At 39.6% G+C, this 19273-nt stretch carries 16 protein-coding genes and 1 pseudogene; 2 read left to right on the forward strand and 15 right to left on the reverse strand.

Features of this window, described 5'->3' with window-relative positions:
- Nucleotides 1–64 precede the first annotated feature (64 nt).
- A complete protein-coding gene (locus CUS89_RS04810; RefSeq protein ID WP_104871257.1) occupies nt 65–1489 on the reverse strand; it encodes a basic amino acid/polyamine antiporter in 1425 nt (474 codons plus the stop codon).
- A gap of 208 nt (nt 1490–1697) precedes the next feature.
- On the opposite strand from CUS89_RS04810, the gene nrdI reads away from it, so the two are divergent.
- Complete coding sequence (nrdI, locus tag CUS89_RS04815; protein ID WP_104871258.1) at nt 1698–2147, forward strand: class Ib ribonucleoside-diphosphate reductase assembly flavoprotein NrdI; 450 nt, start codon at nt 1698–1700, stop codon at nt 2145–2147.
- A gap of 36 nt (nt 2148–2183) precedes the next feature.
- On the opposite strand, the gene CUS89_RS04820 is transcribed toward nrdI, so the two are convergent.
- The 12 genes and pseudogenes from CUS89_RS04820 to CUS89_RS04875 form a co-directional block, all read right to left on the reverse strand.
- Nucleotides 2184–4157, reverse strand: a complete 1974-nt coding sequence (locus CUS89_RS04820; RefSeq protein WP_104871259.1) for a glucose PTS transporter subunit IIA — start codon at nt 4155–4157, stop codon at nt 2184–2186.
- A 13-nt stretch (nt 4158–4170) separates the two neighbouring features.
- Entirely contained in the window at nt 4171–5064 is an 894-nt protein-coding gene (gene murQ, locus CUS89_RS04825) for an N-acetylmuramic acid 6-phosphate etherase (protein ID WP_104871260.1), read from the reverse strand.
- Nucleotides 5061–6128: a DUF871 domain-containing protein gene (locus CUS89_RS04830; RefSeq protein ID WP_104871261.1), complete on the reverse strand. Its 1068-nt coding sequence runs from the start codon at nt 6126–6128 to the stop codon at nt 5061–5063. Before CUS89_RS04830 ends, murQ begins: the two co-directional genes overlap by 4 nt.
- Before the next feature lie 269 nt (nt 6129–6397).
- A complete protein-coding gene (locus CUS89_RS04835; protein ID WP_258082384.1) occupies nt 6398–6679 on the reverse strand; it encodes a hypothetical protein in 282 nt (93 codons plus the stop codon).
- A 19-nt stretch (nt 6680–6698) separates the two neighbouring features.
- On the reverse strand, nt 6699–7004 hold the full coding sequence (locus tag CUS89_RS04840) for a DUF3958 family protein (RefSeq protein ID WP_010734739.1): 306 nt from the start codon (nt 7002–7004) through the stop codon (nt 6699–6701).
- Between the two features lie 16 nt (nt 7005–7020).
- Nucleotides 7021–8379 (reverse strand): lipase family protein, encoded by a 1359-nt coding sequence (locus tag CUS89_RS04845; RefSeq protein ID WP_104871262.1) that lies wholly within the window; start codon nt 8377–8379, stop codon nt 7021–7023.
- A gap of 2 nt (nt 8380–8381) precedes the next feature.
- Nucleotides 8382–8897 (reverse strand): hypothetical protein, encoded by a 516-nt coding sequence (locus CUS89_RS04850; protein WP_181055311.1) that lies wholly within the window; start codon nt 8895–8897, stop codon nt 8382–8384.
- Nucleotides 8898–9119: 222 nt separating this feature from the next.
- Nucleotides 9120–9701, reverse strand: coding sequence for a polymer-forming cytoskeletal protein (locus CUS89_RS04855; RefSeq protein WP_104871264.1), 582 nt, complete (start codon nt 9699–9701; stop codon nt 9120–9122).
- A gap of 155 nt (nt 9702–9856) precedes the next feature.
- Nucleotides 9857–10379 (reverse strand): annotated as a pseudogene (locus CUS89_RS04860) (histidine phosphatase family protein).
- A 117-nt stretch (nt 10380–10496) separates the two neighbouring features.
- Nucleotides 10497–12002 carry an Lsa family ABC-F type ribosomal protection protein gene (locus tag CUS89_RS04865; protein ID WP_104871265.1) on the reverse strand — a complete coding sequence of 502 codons (1506 nt, stop codon included), beginning with the start codon at nt 12000–12002 and terminating at the stop codon, nt 10497–10499.
- A gap of 251 nt (nt 12003–12253) precedes the next feature.
- The gene (locus CUS89_RS04870; RefSeq protein ID WP_104871266.1) at nt 12254–13354 is read right to left on the reverse strand and encodes a glycerate kinase family protein; all 1101 of its coding nucleotides are present in this window, start codon (nt 13352–13354) and stop codon (nt 12254–12256) included.
- Between the two features lie 58 nt (nt 13355–13412).
- Nucleotides 13413–14303, reverse strand: a complete 891-nt coding sequence (locus CUS89_RS04875; protein ID WP_104871267.1) for an oligosaccharide biosynthesis protein Alg14 — start codon at nt 14301–14303, stop codon at nt 13413–13415.
- Nucleotides 14304–14655: 352 nt separating this feature from the next.
- On the opposite strand from CUS89_RS04875, the gene CUS89_RS04880 reads away from it, so the two are divergent.
- Nucleotides 14656–15963: an amino acid permease gene (locus CUS89_RS04880; protein WP_181055315.1), complete on the forward strand. Its 1308-nt coding sequence runs from the start codon at nt 14656–14658 to the stop codon at nt 15961–15963.
- A 279-nt stretch (nt 15964–16242) separates the two neighbouring features.
- Here CUS89_RS04880 and nhaC read toward each other — a convergent pair whose 3' ends face one another.
- On the reverse strand, nt 16243–17655 hold the full coding sequence (gene nhaC / locus CUS89_RS04885; protein WP_104871268.1) for a Na+/H+ antiporter NhaC: 1413 nt from the start codon (nt 17653–17655) through the stop codon (nt 16243–16245).
- Nucleotides 17656–18063: 408 nt separating this feature from the next.
- Nucleotides 18064–19269, reverse strand: a complete 1206-nt coding sequence (locus tag CUS89_RS04890) for a M20 family metallopeptidase (RefSeq protein WP_104871269.1) — start codon at nt 19267–19269, stop codon at nt 18064–18066.
- Between the last annotated feature and the right edge of the window lie 4 nt (nt 19270–19273).

Below are 19273 nucleotides of genomic sequence, written 5' to 3' on the forward strand. Positions count from 1 at the left end.
ATTTGGTCGATCGCTCAGATGTTTTCGAGTAATATAAATAAATGGTATTAAACTTTCGTAGGTTTTATAGATGTAATACTCCAGTGGCAAATAATGCCAATGCCACTACCCCTAAAATCGCTACTAACGAAAGCAATAGATAATCTAGTTTTGTCTGTGGAACAGCTTGCTGTTTCTCTTTTCTTGCTTTGAGATAAAATAAGATACCTGGTAAAAATAATACAAGAACGAGCATCACTTCATTGAAAGCGACAAACAGCATTGCCCAAATTTGAAAAGCACTTGCTAATGAGCCAACCAAAAATTGGACCCACTCTTTTCTTTGATAAGAAAGTTTCATTTGATAAAGTCCTAAGAACAACCACGTAAAGAAAATCGCTGCAGTTCCTAAAGTATAAGCAAAGTTATAGGCACTATCTGTAAATAGTAACGAAAGCAAAAAGACGTTTGTACATACAGTCGTTAATACGATGGCATATGTCGGTGCGCCCTTTTTATTGACTTTCCCCCAACGCGCTGGCAATAAGCCGTCATCAGCCATATTACGCATCGTTTCAATCGGTAGAATCGTCCAAGACAACCATACACCCACTAAGGAAATGATTAGTCCACCATTGATCACGATAGCTCCCCATTTACCAACCATCATTTCAAACACATAGCCCATTGCTGGTTGTGTTTGGATCGTTTGGAGTTCCTCCATCGTCATCGTACCGTAAGGCAACATCGAAACTAAAACATAGATCACGATCAATCCAAAAATCCCTAAGATCGTAGCTTTTCCGACATCTGATTTTTTCTTTGCTCGTGAACCAACAACAGATGCACCTTCGATCCCAACAAATACCCAGAGCATCACCATGATACAACTTAGGATTTGACTTGAGAAAGGAATCGGTTGTCCATTAACATTCAAGATGATGTCACTTGAAAAATTATCGATGAATTGTTGTAGTGAAAATGTGCTGATAGCAACAATAATAAATAAAAATAGCGGAACTAATTTACAAATTGTCACGATTGCATTGACATAACTGGCATTTTCAACTCCGCGATTGACGAGCCAAGCATACCCCCATAAAAAAATGGTGCTGACAATGATCGAGGCGATATTTTGTCCACCGTCAAAAATCGGAAAGAAATAGCCCAACGCACTCATCAATAACGTAGCAAACGCCACATTTCCTAACCAACAGGTCAGCCAATAGCCCCACCCACTGATGAATCCCGAAAATCGACCAAAGCCCGCTTCGGCATAACTAAAAATACCGCCTTCTAATTCTGGACGTTTCTTATTGATATTATTGATTGACAAAGAGAGCATCATCATGGACGTCCCAACTAATACCCAGCTGAACAATGCCGGGCCACCAGCCGATCCTGAGATGTCGGTCATAATACCGAAAACGCCACCTCCAATCGCTGACCCAATCACTAAGGCCGCTAGTGGGATTAATCCAATACCTTTTTTCTGTCGCTCTGTGTCCATGTACGCATCCTCCAAAATAAACCGCTTTTATGCAAAGTATAGCAAAACTTCGTTTCATTTATTTTTTTCTAAAAAATTCTAATTGAAATTTAATTGTAACTATTTTTTTCTAATTATACAAGGAAAGCGACCGCTTCTCTTCCTCTTCTTCTCTACCCAAAAAACAAAAAAATGCTATACTGGATAAGAATGATTGGAGGACGATATCATGAATATCTTATATATCTCAATTTCTGGTAATACCCGAGGATTCGTCAAAAAATTAGCAGCATTTGCTGCGGAACAACATGAAAAAGATGCTTCACTTCCCTTAGTCCACCTGAAAGAGATCCATGAAAATAGCGACTTTGAAAAAGAAACCAAACCTTTCTTTGTATTTGTGCCAACCTATTTAGAAGGAGGCAATGGCATTGACAGTGGTGACCAAGAGATTTTGACAGAAACCATGCGAGAATACTTGGAGTATCAAGAAAATCAAACGCTTTGTCTTGGTGTTGTCGGTAGCGGAAATAAAAACTTTAACTATCAGTATTGTTTGACAGCGAAACAATATGCTGAACAATTCGGCTTCCCTATGGTAGAAGATTATGAATTACGTGGTACGCCAACAGATGTTGAAAGAATCTACCATGCTTTAGTTCAACGATATAGAGCTTAATAAAAAGCGCAAAATCAAAGGATTTTGCGCTTTTTATTATTTCACACTTTCAACATCCATCACTGGTATTTTTGCTGTTACTTCACCTGTATGTGTCAATACAAACGAATGGACATGTTCCATATTTGTCAGGAGAACCATCATAGCGGTTTCTTTTCCTGCCTCTTTGATCGCAGCTAGATCCACGTCCGCTATCATCGTATCTTTTGTGACAGCTTGTCCTTCACTCACTTTTATATCAAATGGCGTTCCACCTAGTTCCACCGTATTGATACCCATGTGGATCAATAGCTCTAACCCATCAGCTGTTGTCAATCCGATAGCATGTTTCGTTGGAAAAATAGAGCTGATGATCCCTGAAGTTGGCGCATAGATATGACCGTTTGTTGGTTCAACGAAATATCCTTCTCCCATCATCTTTTGAGCAAATACTGGATCATTCGCTTGTTCGATTGATTGTACTGTGCCATCTGCTACTGCATATAATTGAACAGCTTGTGTTTGATTTGTTGAACCGGTACTTGGTGCTGTCTGAATAGGTGCCTCTTCTGCTAATTCTTCTTTCGCTAATTGTTCTTTAGGAATCCCGAAAAAGAAAGTAGCTAAGAATCCGCCCGCATAAGCAGCTAACAATCCAAGGACGTAGCCAAACCATTTGCCATCTGAAATCAAAGGAATCAACGCTGCGCCAGAAGGTCCAATAGCAATGGCACCAATATTCCCAATCAAACCGATCACCGCACCACCGATACCGCCTCCAATACAAGCAGTGATGAATGGACGGCCTAAAGGCAATGTTACACCGTAGATCAATGGTTCACCGATTCCTAAAATCCCTACAGGTAACGCACCTTTGATCATTTCAGTCAATTCTTTGTCTTTCTTACAACGTACCCATAAAGCAAGAGCAGCACCAACTTGTCCAGCTCCTGCCATTGCTAAAATAGGCAATAATAATGTACGTCCTGTTTCATCGATCATTTGCACATGGATCGGGGTCAATATTTGATGCAGACCAAACATGACCATTGGTAAGAACAATGTACCTAATACAAATCCTGAGAAGGCGCCACCCACACTAAGTACCCAATTGATCCCACCTACCATACCATCTGAGATAAAACCAGCTAATGGCATGATCAAGAAAATCTCGATCAGCCCGATGACAATCAATGAAAGTGTTGGTGTCACAATGATGTCTACTGCATCAGGAACGATTTTGTGTAATTTCTTTTCAACGATCGAAAGCAACCAGACCGCAAAAATCACACCGATGATCCCACCTTGTCCGGCAGCAAGTGGCGTTCCAGTAAACAGGTTCGTCAAAGGAGCTTCTGGATTCATCCCCGTCAACATGACAACCGCACCGATAACTCCACCAAGTGTTGGCGTTGCGCCAAATACTTGCGCAGCATTGATCCCAGTATAAATGACAAGATAACTAAACATCCCATTTTTAAGAATGTTCATGATATCAATGTACTGTTGCCATGATGCACCATCAATGGTTCCAGCTGTCACAAGGTTTGTCAATACTGCGGCGATCCCTGCAACGATCCCTGTACCAACAAAAGCTGGAATCATTGGGACAAATATATTCGAGATATCTTTTAAAATAGATTTGATTTTTGACGGTTTCTGCTTTGATTTTTGTGCGTTTTTCATCTCTTGTGCACGTTCATTGACCTTGTCTTTCCCTGATAAACCAGTTGTACCATCAGGGGTTCCAGGAATTTTTTCACCTAGTTTGACACCCGCTTGATCAACCATTTCTTGTGCGACTTTATTTACTTTCCCAGGTCCGATGATGACTTGTAACTGTTCATCCTCTACTACCCCTAATACGCCCGGTATCGCTTTCAATTTCGCTACGTCGACCAACGATTCATCAATGACTTTCATCCGAACCCGTGTCATGCAATGGACAACGCTGTCTACGTTGCCCATGCCACCAGCCCCAGCATAAATTTGTTTTGCCAGTTCTGTCAAAGTCAATTCATTTTTTGCCATTTCCTTTTCCCCCTTACAACGTTCGTTTTACAAAGCCGTCTGCCTCAGCTAGTTTTCTTTTTGCTGTTTCTTTGTCACTATTCGTCAATAACATAACGATGGCTAGTTTAACATTTTGTTCCGCTTCATAAAAGTATTTTTCTGCTGTTTCATAATCCACTTCGGTTGCTTCCATGATGATCCGCTTTGAACGTTCGACTAATTTGTCATTTGTTGGTTTGACATCGACCATTAGATTATTGAATACTTTTCCGATACCGATCATACTGATTGTAGAAATCATATTTAAAATCAATTTCTGTGCAGTTCCTGATTTCAAACGTGTCGAACCTGTTAAAAATTCTGGTCCGGCATCTACCTCAATAGGAAAATCAGCATGTTGACTGATCTCAGCTTCTTTGTTACAAGAAATCGTTGCCGTCTTTGCGCCGATTGAACGAGCATAGTCTAAGCCCCCAATCACATAAGGCGTGCGACCGCTAGCTGCGATACCTACGACCAAATCATTTTCCGTCAAGTTCAACTGGATCAAATCTTCTTTCCCTAACTCAAGGGAATCTTCTGCACCTTCAACTGCGACAGTCATAGCCGCTTCACCACCTGCAATCAAACCAACGACCATTTCAGGCTCTACACCAAATGTAGGGACACATTCGGCTGCATCCAGTACACCCAATCGTCCACTTGTGCCAGCCCCCATGTAGATCAAGCGTCCATTTTTTTTGAAAGAAACAATCGCTGCTTCAATCACTGGTTCAATACTTGACAATTCTTTTGCGACAGCTGCCGCCACTTCATGATCTTCTTGATTCATCAAGCGGGCGGCTTCAGAAACACTCATCTCATCCAAACCAAATGTTTTTTGATTTCTACGTTCCGTTGTTAATTTATCTAAATCGATCGTCATTTCTCAATTCCTTCTTTACATTTAAATTTATAGATCATTCCTGCATGGATTTGTTGGATCAATGGCAAATCAGCCGAGATCACTCGTGCCACACAATTGACTTTTTCATCTGCTGGTAAATCTTCTTTCATTAGTTGGATTTCACCCATATAGCGAAGATACGCTTCATTATCTAACGTGACCGTACCTATTTCCCGTTCATCTGTTAGTCGAGCAGGAATAGGAGGGATTTCTCTAAATCGTGCATCTGCACTACGTACCACAGCTTTAGCTTCATCTTGTCGATTCGTATGTGTGCCTAAAATGATTGGACCAAATGTTGGGTCCAACAATGTCACATGCAATAAGATACCGCCTGTTTCTTTATAATACGAAAATTGTTCCTGCGTGGTCAGCGATAGCCCACCGTCACCAATATAGATCAGATCGGTTCCACATGAAGCTAAGTCTAGCGCTGCTGCCAAAGGATGTTGATAGCGATGTTCTTCCAATGTTGGAAGTCCTTTGTATAAAGGGCCTCTCAACACTTCATCTCCTGGTACAAATCCTTGAATCGTAAATCCTTGTTCTGCTAACCAATGATTTTTTCTTCGGTACCACGATTTGTCTAACCCTGTTTCTGGGCGCGGATAATAATTGTGCCAAGCTTCCATCTGAGTAAAATCAGCACCTGCTTCTTTTAATTCTTGCACATCTTGTTCAGTGATCGTGCTTGCATTCAAACTGATTTTCAATTGATGAGACCACTTCGCAATCTGTTGGTTCGACAGGTGATAATCCATCCTCAGACCTGTCACACCAATCTCTTTTAATGGCTCAAGATTTTCTAAGGAGAACCCTGCCAACTCTAATGCCTTACCCGATATATCTACCATCAACTCTAATCCAGTTGCTTTTGCTTCTTGGCCAAGTTCCGTCAAACGCCTTTTATAAGCTGAAGGATCATCTTCTGGAATATGCATGGATGTAAAGATGCCAATAAATCCCTTCTCTGCCATTTCATGGATATACATTTTCGTTTCTTCGGACAACTCTTGATTCATAAATACAGAAAAACCAAACATGTACTCTCCCCCTTGTCATGTATCCGCATTCATTTATAAATTGATTATACTTCGTATGAAATAATTTTTCAACATAAATATAAAATATATTAAATTTCATTTCTTGGCAGTGTAAAAAAACCTAATCAATGAATTCATCTAAGCAACCAATCCAAAAAAGCCGAAAATAGCCCAACCTATTTTCGGCTTTTATAGATTATTCAGTTGATCAGTTCTGACAGAATCCTTTAATCAATTTATGTAAGAATAAATATTTTGTGTTTCTTTGACTAACCTTTGTCTAAGGCTTTTTCTTGTTCGTCTAAAGCTAGCGACACTTTGTTGCCGAATTGCCCTTTAAGCGTCTCCTTCAATCCTGTACCTGCTGAAGAAATCGTGCGTTTTGCTCTATTTGTCTCATTCTTCCCAGATTGATTTGTCGTTCTTATCTTCAATCCCTTCTCACTTTTCAGCGCGATTCCAAGTGAACGAGTTAAGTATTTCTCCATATCTTTCTGATATTTCTCCCACCATTGATCAATCGTTTCAATCGTTTCAATCATTTCAAACATCTCAAAACCTCCATTCTTTTTAATCCAATTGTGCGAGTTTCTTACGATAGACCTGCTCGTTATCTTCTAGGTCAAGCTGGATTTTCTTTCGTTGATGGCGCAATTCCGTCGACAGATCCTCTTCTAAACGAGAAATCATGATACGTCCATAGTCAAAAGCCTCTTGTGGTTCAGAAAAAGAGCGTAAAATCAATCGGAGATCTTTGTAAGTTGCTTCCGCTAGCTCATGGACTTTTCTTTCTGTTGCAATCAATGCTTCTTCTTGCTCTGATAACCCTCGTTTCGTTGCTTGATATGTTTCATAAAGCTGTATTTCCTGACTCAATTTTCCTCTCCTCCTTTTATACGCCAAACAATTGATTCGCTAATTCTTTGTCACGTGCCACCATTTCATTGATTTTTTGGGTAATTTCATCGGCGAGCGTTTGAAACTGTTCCGACATCTGATCGATCTGCCGGATTTTATCTCTAAATTCCTGTGTCGGTTCATCAACGATCTCCCACTTTGTACAATCCACTTCGGCTAATGTTTCAATCACCTCGTTATAGGTCAAATGTGGCGTATAATTACGTATTCTTCCTAACCAGTCATTCCATAACTCTTCCAACTCCGTGATCCCGTTTTGGTAAATCACCCGAACATTGCCCATCGCCTCATCAAATTTACTGGCTGCGGTCCGTACGACAGCTAATGCTTGGCTATCCTCTAAATAAATTTTTTCTGATTGAGAAAGTCCGCCGCCACTTGCAGTCAGCTTCTTCCCTAACTCTTTTAATGTCAAGAATTCTTTGATTTGAACCTTGAGCCACTCATTTTCTTCTTTCAAACGCTTGATTTCATCTAGCGTATGCTCGCCATTGACTGCTAGTAGTTTGATCATTGCTTCGTTTTCCAAAAGTGTTTGTTGCCACAAAGTTGGGGCTAACAAGATCCCTCCATTGCCATCGACGTATACAATGATCTGACCATGCTTATCGATATAATTTCCCTCTTCATCTGTTCTGAATTGATCCAGCGAATGGCCAAATGTTTCCCAGCCCGAATTATCGATTCCAAAACTATTGATTGGAAGCATCCCTTTCCCACCAGTGAAAAGCCCACTCGTGACGACATCTGAAGTGTCGTAGATATTGATCAGGGTACCGTTGTGATTATCGAATAAGGCTTGCGCAAGTCCTGGGCCTGCCGCAGCGTACGTCACACTGTCATAACCATTGATCGCTGCGACAAAAAGAGCTTTAGCGCCACCTAATGAGTGCCCTGTCGTTGAGATCGTATAGCCATCTGATTTGGGATACTGCTTTTCAATTTCACGGGCATAGTTCAAAGCGGAGACAAATGCGCCATCTGGATGTTTATTACTTCGACCAATTTCCTCAAGGTTCGTATGCCAATCTTTGAGCGAAGTCGTACCAGCATAAGCAATCGTAAGGTTTTTGGTGATGACGGAATCGGGGAAGCCAGGTACTTTTCTTAATTCATTATCACTAAGTTTTTTGAATTCATCTTTAATTTCTGCTACTACCATTGCCTGCGTACTATTTTTCTTTGGCTTAGATTCATTGCCGATTTTGTTTTTATTGGTATCTATGGTATTTATAACTAAATAATCTTGTTTTTCTCCAATTTTAGTGTTCAGTTTAATTTCTCCATGCTCAACTTTATAAACCTCATTGGAAAAATCTCTATTTTGATCCATAATTATACACCTCCGTAATAATATTCAATTATTTCAGTCGGTATATCTATTCCATTAGGAAACTCTCTTACTTCTATAAAATACTTGTTTTCTGTTTTTTTTCTACCTATATCGACATTATAGCGCCATTTATTTGTTTCTGCGGATTTTACTCCCAAAGTTGCGATATGCTTGTTAGAATTATTCAGGTTAAAATGTACTTCTAAAAAATTCATCGGACTAATCGAATATCCAGTAAATTCTATTTTGTTTATATCTATATATTTCCTAACACTTACAACTTTTTCTACATATTCTTCTGTTGTCAAATCCCCATTACTATATTCTTGTGTAAACCTATCAGTTTCCTCATCATTGGTTGTATATAATCGATAGTTATTGTACACATAATTCGCCAAATCTTTCTGTATTTCCAGCAATTCTTGAAGATCTTCTTCTCTTTTATCTATATATATCTTCCCTCCGATTCCTCCTAAGATGATTACTACTAACACACCTAACCAAAGTCGTTTCTTCATATACCCTCCTTTATCAATGAATATCTGTTCCCCCATATTATTTTTTATCATAGGTTTACTCTCTTTTTTGTTATATACGTTTTTTCACTCAATTGTTTTTATGTAAAACTTCTCACTATGCCTATGGGCGTATCGCTAAGGATTGATATCGGATGTTTTTTAATGAAAAAAGACATCTAAAACAGAAGGATTTCTGCTTTAGATGTCTTTATGACTATAAGATTATTCGCTAACTGTTACGTCGCCTGTTACTGATGCGTCGTTTTCGTCAAGTTTTGCTGAATCTTGGTATTCTTGTTTTTCAAATGTTACGTTACCCTCTACTTTTGCTCCGTCTAATACAAAGCCATTCGCTTTTACAAGTACGTCACCTTTGATTCTTCCGTGAACGATATTTGTGTTTTCTGATTCAACGATCAATGTTGGAACAGTGATTGTGTATTCAGCAGTCACGTTACGATCGTCGTCTTGTGAGTATAAAGCGATCTTGCGGTAGATGTCTGCACTTGCATCGTCTTTGTCATGGAATTCGCCTGCGATAGTTACATCATTTGAGAATGTCACATCACCTGTTGCTGCAACGATCCAGTTACCGTCAGCTGACATTGCTTTTTCTAAAACAGCTGGATCATCACTGATTGAAGCTGTTGATACAACATCTGCTGAACTTTCTGTTGTACTTACTTCTGTTGTTGATGAAGCTGAACTAGAATTAGATGAATCATTGTTGTCAGCACCACAAGCTCCTAAAGCCAAAAGTGCTGTTGCTGTTAAACCTAATAAAGATAATTTTTTTGATAACATTAAATTTCTTCCTCTCTTTTTGTATTCCTATGAAATTATACCATGAAAGCGTACTTATGTGAAATAATCTTCATGAAAAGAAAAAATATTTTATATACTAGAAAATTTACGATAACATCCGCTAGTTATTTTTGTTACACCACGAATGAAAACAGCTACTCAAAGGTAACTAATTCCGTATTATCAACAAAAAAGTCAAAGAATGTGTCATTTGGCATCGGATGAAAATACGCATTGATGATTCGGATCAGTGCATTATGACAAACAAGCAAGTAAACATTTCCCTCATCTTCTAAGCACTCTTTCAACAATGGAGTGATCCGTGCATATACATCTAAAACCGATTCCCCATTTGGAAAACGGACCGCAAAGTTTTGGCGTGCTTGTTGAAACCCCTCGTCTTCGCTAGGACGACCATCGTAATCCCCAAAGTCCATCTCGATCAGGCGTTCATCCATTGTCATAGGTAAGTTTTGTTGCTACCGCTTGCGCCGTATCTCTTGCTCGTTGCAAAGGGGAATGAATGATCTTAGTGATCGGTACTTCCAAGTCTGCGACTTTCTCAGCGAGTTTTTCTGCTTGTTGTTTGCCTTTTTCTGTTAATTCGATGTCTGCATGGCCACAAACTAAACCTTGAGCATTCCAAGTCGTTTCGCCATGTCTAGTAATATATAACATTAAGTAACTCTCCTTTATTTCATGCTCTTTCAATTCTATCATACAATCTCATTCAAAACGGAACATCCGCTTGGAATCGACTACAGTTCGATTAGTCTTAGGGATTCAAATTTGTTTTCATCTTATCCTTTTTAAGTCGATTCTTTCCGTTGCGACTTTTTCTAAGAATCGCTGGTCATGGTCGACGATCAACATCGCTGGTTTGACTTGTAATAAAAGCTGCTCGATTTGTTCTTGATTGAATACGTCCAGATAATTCAATGGCTCATCCCAGATATAAAGATCTGCGGATTGTGCAAATGATTTGGCTAATTCCACTTTTTTTCTTTGCCCCATACTCATGTTTTCAATGGCGGTATAAAACACGTCTCTTTCCATTCCTAATTTACGAAGATTATTTAAAAAGAGTTCCAAGTCTAGCTGATTCTTTTGCGCAAAATCTGTTAATGTTCCGGTGTTATCTTCATAGTTTTGGCGAACATAACTGATGCTGATTGTTGCCGGACGTGTGACATCCCCCTTGGATTGACCAGTAAATTCCCCAAGTAAATACTGGATGATCGATGATTTCCCACTACCATTAGGTCCAGTTATTGCCACACACTGATGTTGCTCGATGCTAAAGCTGATAGGATCGAATAGCATCTCATCATAGCCTAATTGTAGGTTTTCTACTGTCAACAAGCGTTTATGATGCGACTGATTGGGGCACATCTTTAATGGATCGATCGACTCCAGATCTTTCAATAATTTCTCTTTTTCACTAATTTGAGTTTCCATCCGATTGACGATTGCTTTTGAACGTTTCATTGTACGAGCGGCATCCGCTCCGATCGCTCCACGATTGACACGCCGTGCTTCGGTATCAATAAAACCAACACGTTTTTTTGTTTTGTCTCCTTCTCGAGAATTAGCCCACTCCGCTTTTTCAGCTGCGGTTTTTTTCAAACGTCCGACTTCTTTTTTGATTTTTTGGTTTTGCGCTAACTCAAATTCATCTTTTCTACGCTTTTGTTCTTCGTAGATGGAATAATTTCCTTGATAGATCACTAATTGACTTTTTTCGATGACCATAAGGTGGTCAACGACTTCATCAATAAACTGACGATCATGACTGACAACGATAAATCCTTGTTTTTTCTTATGCAAGTATTCTGCCACTTGTTGACGACCTATCACATCTAAGTGATTCGTTGGTTCGTCAATCAGTGGAAAATGTTGTTCATCGGTAAATAAGAGAGCAAGCAATACTTTTGTTTTTTCTCCGCCGGAAAGGGAATCGTAAGGGCGCCAGAGAATTTCCGGATCTGCCTGCATCAACATCAGCTCACGCTCGATCTCCCATAACTCACAATCTGAAACTTCTAACAGCACATCATAGGTTAGTCGATTCGTTTCCCTGACCTGTTGTGGAAAATAGACAAATTCTTGTTGATGGGTCACTTGTCCTTGATAAGGTAGTTTGTTTTGCAAAATAGTTAATAACGTCGTTTTGCCACGACCATTTCGACCAATCAGTCCTAATTTCCATGTGGAATCAATATTTAAATTGGCTTGATCGAATAGCAGATTGTCTTGGCTGTCATAGCCAAACGTCAATTGTTTGATTTCGATTTTAGACATTTATCTTCACCTCGTTATAAAAAAGACCAGTCCTATTTTCAGAACTGGTCAAAGAAGATGAGTACAAAAAGAGACCCACTCATTGAAAGCAGCCAATTCTGAAAATCTGCATACTATCCCCTTGAACGAACAAGGTATAGTTAAAATGCAGCTTCAACAAATTGACTTACTTTTTCAATGCGCGGATCCCTCACTTTGTCTTTATTTGCCACTAGGTTACCATAGGTGTTTTAAGACTGTCAACCAATAAATTATCGCAACAAGCCACTGATTGCCTGTGAAAGCAGTCTGACGTTCTCTAGTGTTTCTTGATGATCCAATGCCTTATCAAGAGAAGTTGGGCCAGTTTGGATACTAAATACACTGGGAAGAATCGTCGTTAAATCACCTAAATCTTTTTCCCGACTCCCGCAGATTGCTACAACTTTTTTGTGGTGTTTTTTTGCCAATGATGCGACACCGTAAGGCACCTTTCCGTGGATCGTCTGTTGATCGATCCGTCCTTCTCCTGTGATCACGATATCGGCTGATTTGATTTTATTCTCTAAGTCTACTAACTCAGCCACAGTCATAAATCCTGCTTTCATCGTTGCCCCGACAATGGCTAGAGCGCCTCCGATTCCACCAGCTGCGCCACTGCCAGGGAGTTTATTCAAATCGATTGCTGTGCTTTCTTTGATTTGTTGAGCGACCTTTTCCGCTTGGGCTTCCAAAAATGCTAGTGTTTCTGGTGAACCACCTTTTTGTTTCCCGAATAGCTGAGTCGCACCTTGTTTGCCAGTGTAAGGACTCGTAACATCCGCTGCAATCGTCAATCGTTGCTCGATTCGCTCTAATTGAGAGATGTCGAGTGCCTCAATGGATAACAAAGGATTGCCTTCTGTAACACCATTTAATTTCGCCCCTAAGGACTGCAATAAACCCAAGCCGCCATCAGAACAACCGCTACCACCTAATGTTACGATAACTTCGTCTACCTGCTGATTCAAAGCATCTTTGATCAACTCTCCTAAACCAAAACTTGAAGCTAACCGGATCGTTTGATCTGTCGGTTCGGTCAATAAGTCCAAGCCAATGACTTCCGTCGATTCAATGATGGCTAACTTACGGTTCTTTTTTTGTGTCAGCAAGTAACGACATTCTTTTTTACGAAAGAGCAGATCCGGACAAAAAAGTGTCCGCCATTCACCACCTAAAGTATCGTAAATCACTTCAGCGGTTCCTTCGCCACCATCAGCGATTGGTTGATTGATTTTTTGTTCCGCCTCCCCCCAGCCTTGCAAGGCAGCTTGGTTGAGTTCAATGGAAGATGCGCTACCTTTAAATGAATCGATTGCTGCGAGTAATTTCATTCTCAAACTCCTTTAACTGTGATGATTGAACGAAGTGTTTACTTTTACTCTATCATATCTAATATGCTTCAATACCGCTATATTCATAGATAGAAAATACTTCAGGATCATAATCGATAAACCGTTGTGACCAATTTTCTGCATCAAAAAATTCGATGATCTCACGATCGACGGTTTGATAAGGGCTATTTAAGAATGCAGGAAGTTCATCCAAATTCCTTTCTTCCAACAAGAAAATATTTTGTGGATTGTAGAAACGATACCCGGAAATCGCTTTGTTATCAGTGACTAATTTTTTTTGGAAGAAAATAGATTCAAATGTTCGTAAAGTCACACCACTTTGACCTTCTCGCAACAATTCTAAAATACCGGTCGAACCATTCGTCTTTTGCAAATATTCTGTATAGGTCAGATACCCTTCTTGATCATTTCCACGACTTGGTAAAATAAAAAAATTGGTTGAGATACCTAACTGTTCAAATGCGGCTTGATAATCATCTGCTCGTTGTTTTCTGCCGTTATCAGTTGCTCCAAAGAAGAGATCAGTCGTGACTTCAGCTTTTGGTAATTCCATCTCTTTTGAATAAAAAGAACTGTTGTGTTTGATCCCTAATTCTTTAGCTTCTAAAATATCAAAATGGTAAATGTCATCAATGGCTGTTTCTGCTTCTGCTTTCTTCAATAACTGAAGGTGCTCTTCTTTGAAATGGTTCCAAAAGAAAAGAATGATCTTCGCATTCGTGTACGGTCGAATACGTGAAGCATATGCAACATCAAAACCATAATCTAAAAAGATGATGAGTTTATATTGATCGAGTTGCTGTTGGAACGATGACATAAAGGAATCATCCATCAAATCTTTTGCTGAGATGACGTCCATTGTTTGTACGTATGGGAAAAAATATAACGCCTTATTTTTCGCTATAAGCAATCGTTCGTGTTGGCTCATAGTTATCAACTCCTTATTTTTACTTACTCAAAACAAACCTATTAAGTATGGGTTTCCTCTTATAATAGCCCTGCATGAAAGGAAAAAGCGAATGAAACGCTTTCGTTTCAAGTTATTTTTTATAGAAATATAACAATAATTATCAAAACAGATAAGAGTTCTATGATTGTTTCATTAAAAATTACAAAAAAGTTTTCAGAATAGTTGTAATTGTCAGACAATTTGTTATTATAGAGAATATTATTTTATAACCTATTTGTTTTTTCATTCATGTTTTTAGAAAAGAGGGTTTTTGTTGGAAAGTACAGAACAAACAAAATTAAAAAAACAGCTAAGCTCCAGACACATCACGATGCTTGCTTTGGGTGGTGCAATTGGTGCTGGTTTATTCAAAGGAAGTGGTGAAGCCATTGGAATCGCTGGTCCTGCGGTCTTGCTTGCTTTTTTGATCGGTGGTGGTATTTTATTTATTGTGATGAGTGGTCTAGGTAAGTTAGTTTTAGACGGTGGGGATACACAACATGGATTATCTGGCTTGATTCGCCCTTATTTAGGTAATCATTCTGCGGACTTCGTCGACTGGGTCTATTACTCCATGTGGATGATCAATATCATCGCTGAGGCTGTAGCAGCAGCTTCCTTCTTACAATTATGGTTTCCGCATGTCCCTGCATGGTGTTTCATCTTACTTTTAGCTATTTTAACGACTCTGATCAATCTTTATTCTGTCCGTTTGTTTGCTGAAACCGAATATTGGTTGGCTTTTGCGAAGATCAGTGTCATTATCTTGATGATTCTTTTCGGGTTATATCTCGTCGGACAACAAATGTTAGGAACTGGAATTTTTCCTACATTAAGTCAATTGACTGATCACGGTGGCTTTACTCCCCATGGATTAAAAGGGGTCGTTAGTTCATTACTTGTCGTTATCTATTCATATGGCGGGTCAGAATTGATTGCAATCACTGTCAGTGAAGCGGACGATCCTAAAAAAGCCATACCAAAAGCGATAAAAGGGGTCATGGGCCGAATTGTTTCCTTCTATATTATTCCGCTTTTCTTATTGCTGATTCTTTTCCCTTGGAACACTTTAGCTGGTTCTGCGGTTAGCCCATTCGTCTTGGTGTTTGAACAGATGAATATCCCTTTTGCTAGTGATATCGTGAACTTCGTCATTGTCTTGGCACTCTTTTCATCGATCAATTCTGGCGTTTATGCTTCTTCTCGTCTATTGTTTTTCCGTTTGAAAGACAAAAAAGGCACCGCCAAGAAACTGGCAAAGTTGAACAAACATTATGTGCCACAACGTGCTGTATTATTTTGTACCAGCGTGCTATATCTGGGTGTCATTCTTTCCTATTTCGTAGGTGACAAACTTTTCGGTTACTTAGCCGGTTCCCTTTCTTATACGGTACTCGTGATTTGGCTAATGATCAGTGCTGCCGCTTTTCGTTTAGCATTGAAGAAAGGCACTTGGCAAGCCAAAAGCTTTAATTTATTTGCTTTGATCGCGTTAAGCTTGATCTTGATTGGGATACTCATGACAAATTCAATTGGTGTAACGGTCTTGACAGCTTTGTTATATGCGGTGATTTTCTTTAGCTATCAAAAGAAAAAAGATGTCTTTGCGATAAAAAATGAGCCTTTTTCTTCGATTTGATTGATGATAAAGCTAGATAACTAAAACTTCCCCATGAACCAGCTAGAACATACGAGATCACTTGATGGATCTTTGAGCTTTCTAGCTGGTTTTTATTAGTCTTTTAAGAGATCTTTGAGCCTGAATGAACAATTCGTCCAAAAAGATCACCCTCGTTTTTTTGCAACGACACTTGAACAGATGTTGTTTCACTTCATCGATACGTTCAATTGATGAGGCAATCCATTGATTATCCAAAAAAAATAGCCTCCCGCTGATTGGGTGACTATTTTTTTGAGTTTATATCGTTTCCTTCACAACGTTCAATTGTTCCTGCTTTTCTTTATTTTTTGCAATACCTAAACCAGTAATGGCACTGACCATCGAAAAGACGGGAGAAAGCAAACTGAAAAATACAAATGGTAAGTAGGTCATCGTTGGTATCCCAAACGTGCTGGCAACAAAACTACCGGCAATCCCCCAAGGAATAAGGTAATTGATGACTGTCCCTCCATCTTCTAAGGTACGACTCAAAACAGTTGGATCAAGTCCGGCTTTTTTGTATGTTTCTTTGAACGCATTTCCGGGTAAGATCACAGATAAGAACTGTTCACCGATAAACAGATTGACACCAATACTCGTCATTAGTGTCGTAAAAATCAGTTTAGGTGTCGTCGTCATTTTCTTCGATACCACTTCCATCACTGTAGAGATCAACTCAAATTCGATCAATAAACCGCCTAATGAAAGCGTCAGAATAATCAAGGAAACTGTAGGCATCATACTTTCAATCCCACCGCGGCTAAGTAACGCATCGATTTGCGCGTTTCCTGTTTCAGATAGAAAACCAGATTCGAGGACTGTCGCTAGTCCTGAGAACGAAGTGCTTGGATCTTGGATAAAAATCATTCCAACTGCTACGGCAACATTCAACAGGATCGTTAAGATCGCTGGAACTTTTTTCCAAGCACAAACCAGCATCAAGAATAAAGGGATTAGAGACCAGATCGAAATCGTAAAGTTATTTTCTAAGATGGTTATTACATTTTGGATTTCTGTCAAGCTAGCACCTTTATCTGTATGTCCTAAAAATGCAAACAAAATCAAAGAAACAATAAATGCCGGAAGTGTTGACCACATCATATGTTTGATATGTTTAAATAGATCCGCATCAACAATTGCTGCTGCCAGATTTGTCGATTCAGATAATGGCGACATCTTATCTCCAAAAACTGCCCCAGAAACAATGGCACCGACGACTAATGCGGGGTTCAATCCCAACGTTGTGCCGATACCGAAAAAGGCGATACCGATGGTTGACATGACAGTAAAGGCACTACCGACTGCACTGCCGACAATGGCACATACAACAAAAACGGAAGGCACAAACCAGGGGACACTAATGATTTTAAAGCCATAGACCATCAACGTTGGAATGATGCCAGCTTGGATCCAGACCGCAATCAATGCGCCGACTAAAATAAAGATAAAGATCGGGATGATCCCCGGTTTAAGTCCATTGATGATTCCTTCATGTAATCGATCGGTTGGCTGTTTCTTCACTACTGCGTAGACCATGACCATACCAATAGCAATCAAAATCGCGATATTCGGTGAAATCTTAAAGCCAACTACTCCGGCTGCTATCGTTGCAACGATAATTATTAATACACTCACTGCTTCTATAAAACTAGGTTTTTTTATTTTTTCCATATCCATTCTCCTTTTTTAAGTTTGTTACGTCTTAAAAAAGCTTCGATATCGAATGACTCCGCCACAATTCATCTGCGTTTCCTCCCTAAAAAAAGACAAAAAGATCTGTTTTCAACTAAGGACGAATTTCTCCGCGGTACCACCTTAATTAAAAACAGATCTGTTTTTCACTTTGATTTGAATGATTTAATTGTTAAAACTTTTCCTGTAATTCATAGAAATGGCTTGGTCGGTTCGCAGCAACCACCGACTTTCTGAACAAAACACCAAAACTACTACTGGGTGAAAAGTGAACTTTCATGAAGTTTACCTGCATCTTGACAATTTGTCAATCTAAATGTGTTTTTTCTGAAAACAAATGTTATGATTCACAATCAGCAAGTCCTTTCTTCTATCCATCATTTCCCGTTATTTTTTTGCAAGGATTGCTTGATGCTCCTGCTTTATTTTATCTAGTAGTTCTGGTTTTTCAAATAGATCTAATGCAGTATTTGCCAATAGTTCAGCAGCAATGGCAATCGAAGCTAGTCCTTTTTCACTACGAGCAGCTGCTTTAAATTCTTCCGAATGACCGGCGATATATTCATCCGCAATCGAGACAGTTGGTTGGATCGTCGGAATCACATGACTCACGTTACCAACATCAGAAGAACCTAGACTTGTTTGTTCTTTTGTTTCGATTTCTTCATCAGGTACACCTGCTGCATTCACATGGCTGAAGAACAGCGCATCAAACGAAGGCGTCACGATCACATCATCAACGGAATTTTGGAACAATCCAAATTCATAACTTGTTCCCGTACTCAAAGCCGCACCTTTCACAATATTCTCGACTTTTTGATACACCTCATTCAATGTCTGACGATTTTTTGCTCGTAAGTAAAATCGACCCGCTGCATATTCAGGAATCACATTCGCAGCGACTCCCCCATCCGTGATGATGCCATGGATATTGACGTCTTTTGGCAGTTGCAGGCGCAACGCGTTGATTCCATTAAACACTTGAATCAACGCTTCTAAGGCATTCACTCCTTTTTCTGGTGCGGCTGCCGCATGGGAAGCAACGCCATGAAATTTGATATCTACTGGATCATTGGCTAATGATTCTGTCATTTTACCGTAGCGGTATGCGGGATGGACACAAAGGGCTGCATCCACATCTTCAAAAAAGCCTTCCCGTACAAAACTTCCTTTAGCTGATCCGTTTTCGCCACCTTCTTCTCCAGGTGTGCCATATACGCGGATTTCTCCACCAATCTCAGCAATTCGTTCACGTAAAACACTTGCGGCTAAGACAGAATACGTACCAAACAAGTTGTGTCCACAAGCATGACCGATTCCTGGTAAAGCGTCAAATTCTGCTAAAAAAGCAATCGTTGGTCCTGGTTTTCCTGAAGCGTAACGAGCATCAAATCCTGTTCGATGACCAGCAACATCTTTTGTCACAGAAAATCCTTCTTTTTCTAATTGTTTGATCAAGGCATCTGAAGAATAAAACTCATAGTTACTGACCTCTGGATGGTCATGGATATCGAGTGCTAATGCTTGGTATTCAGTTAATCGTTGCTGGATTGCTTCCTTAAAAGAATGTGTTGTTAAAGTAGATGTTGTCATATCG

Source organism: Enterococcus mundtii (assembly GCF_002947535.1).
Classification (GTDB): Bacteria; Bacillota; Bacilli; order Lactobacillales; family Enterococcaceae; genus Enterococcus_B; species Enterococcus_B mundtii_B.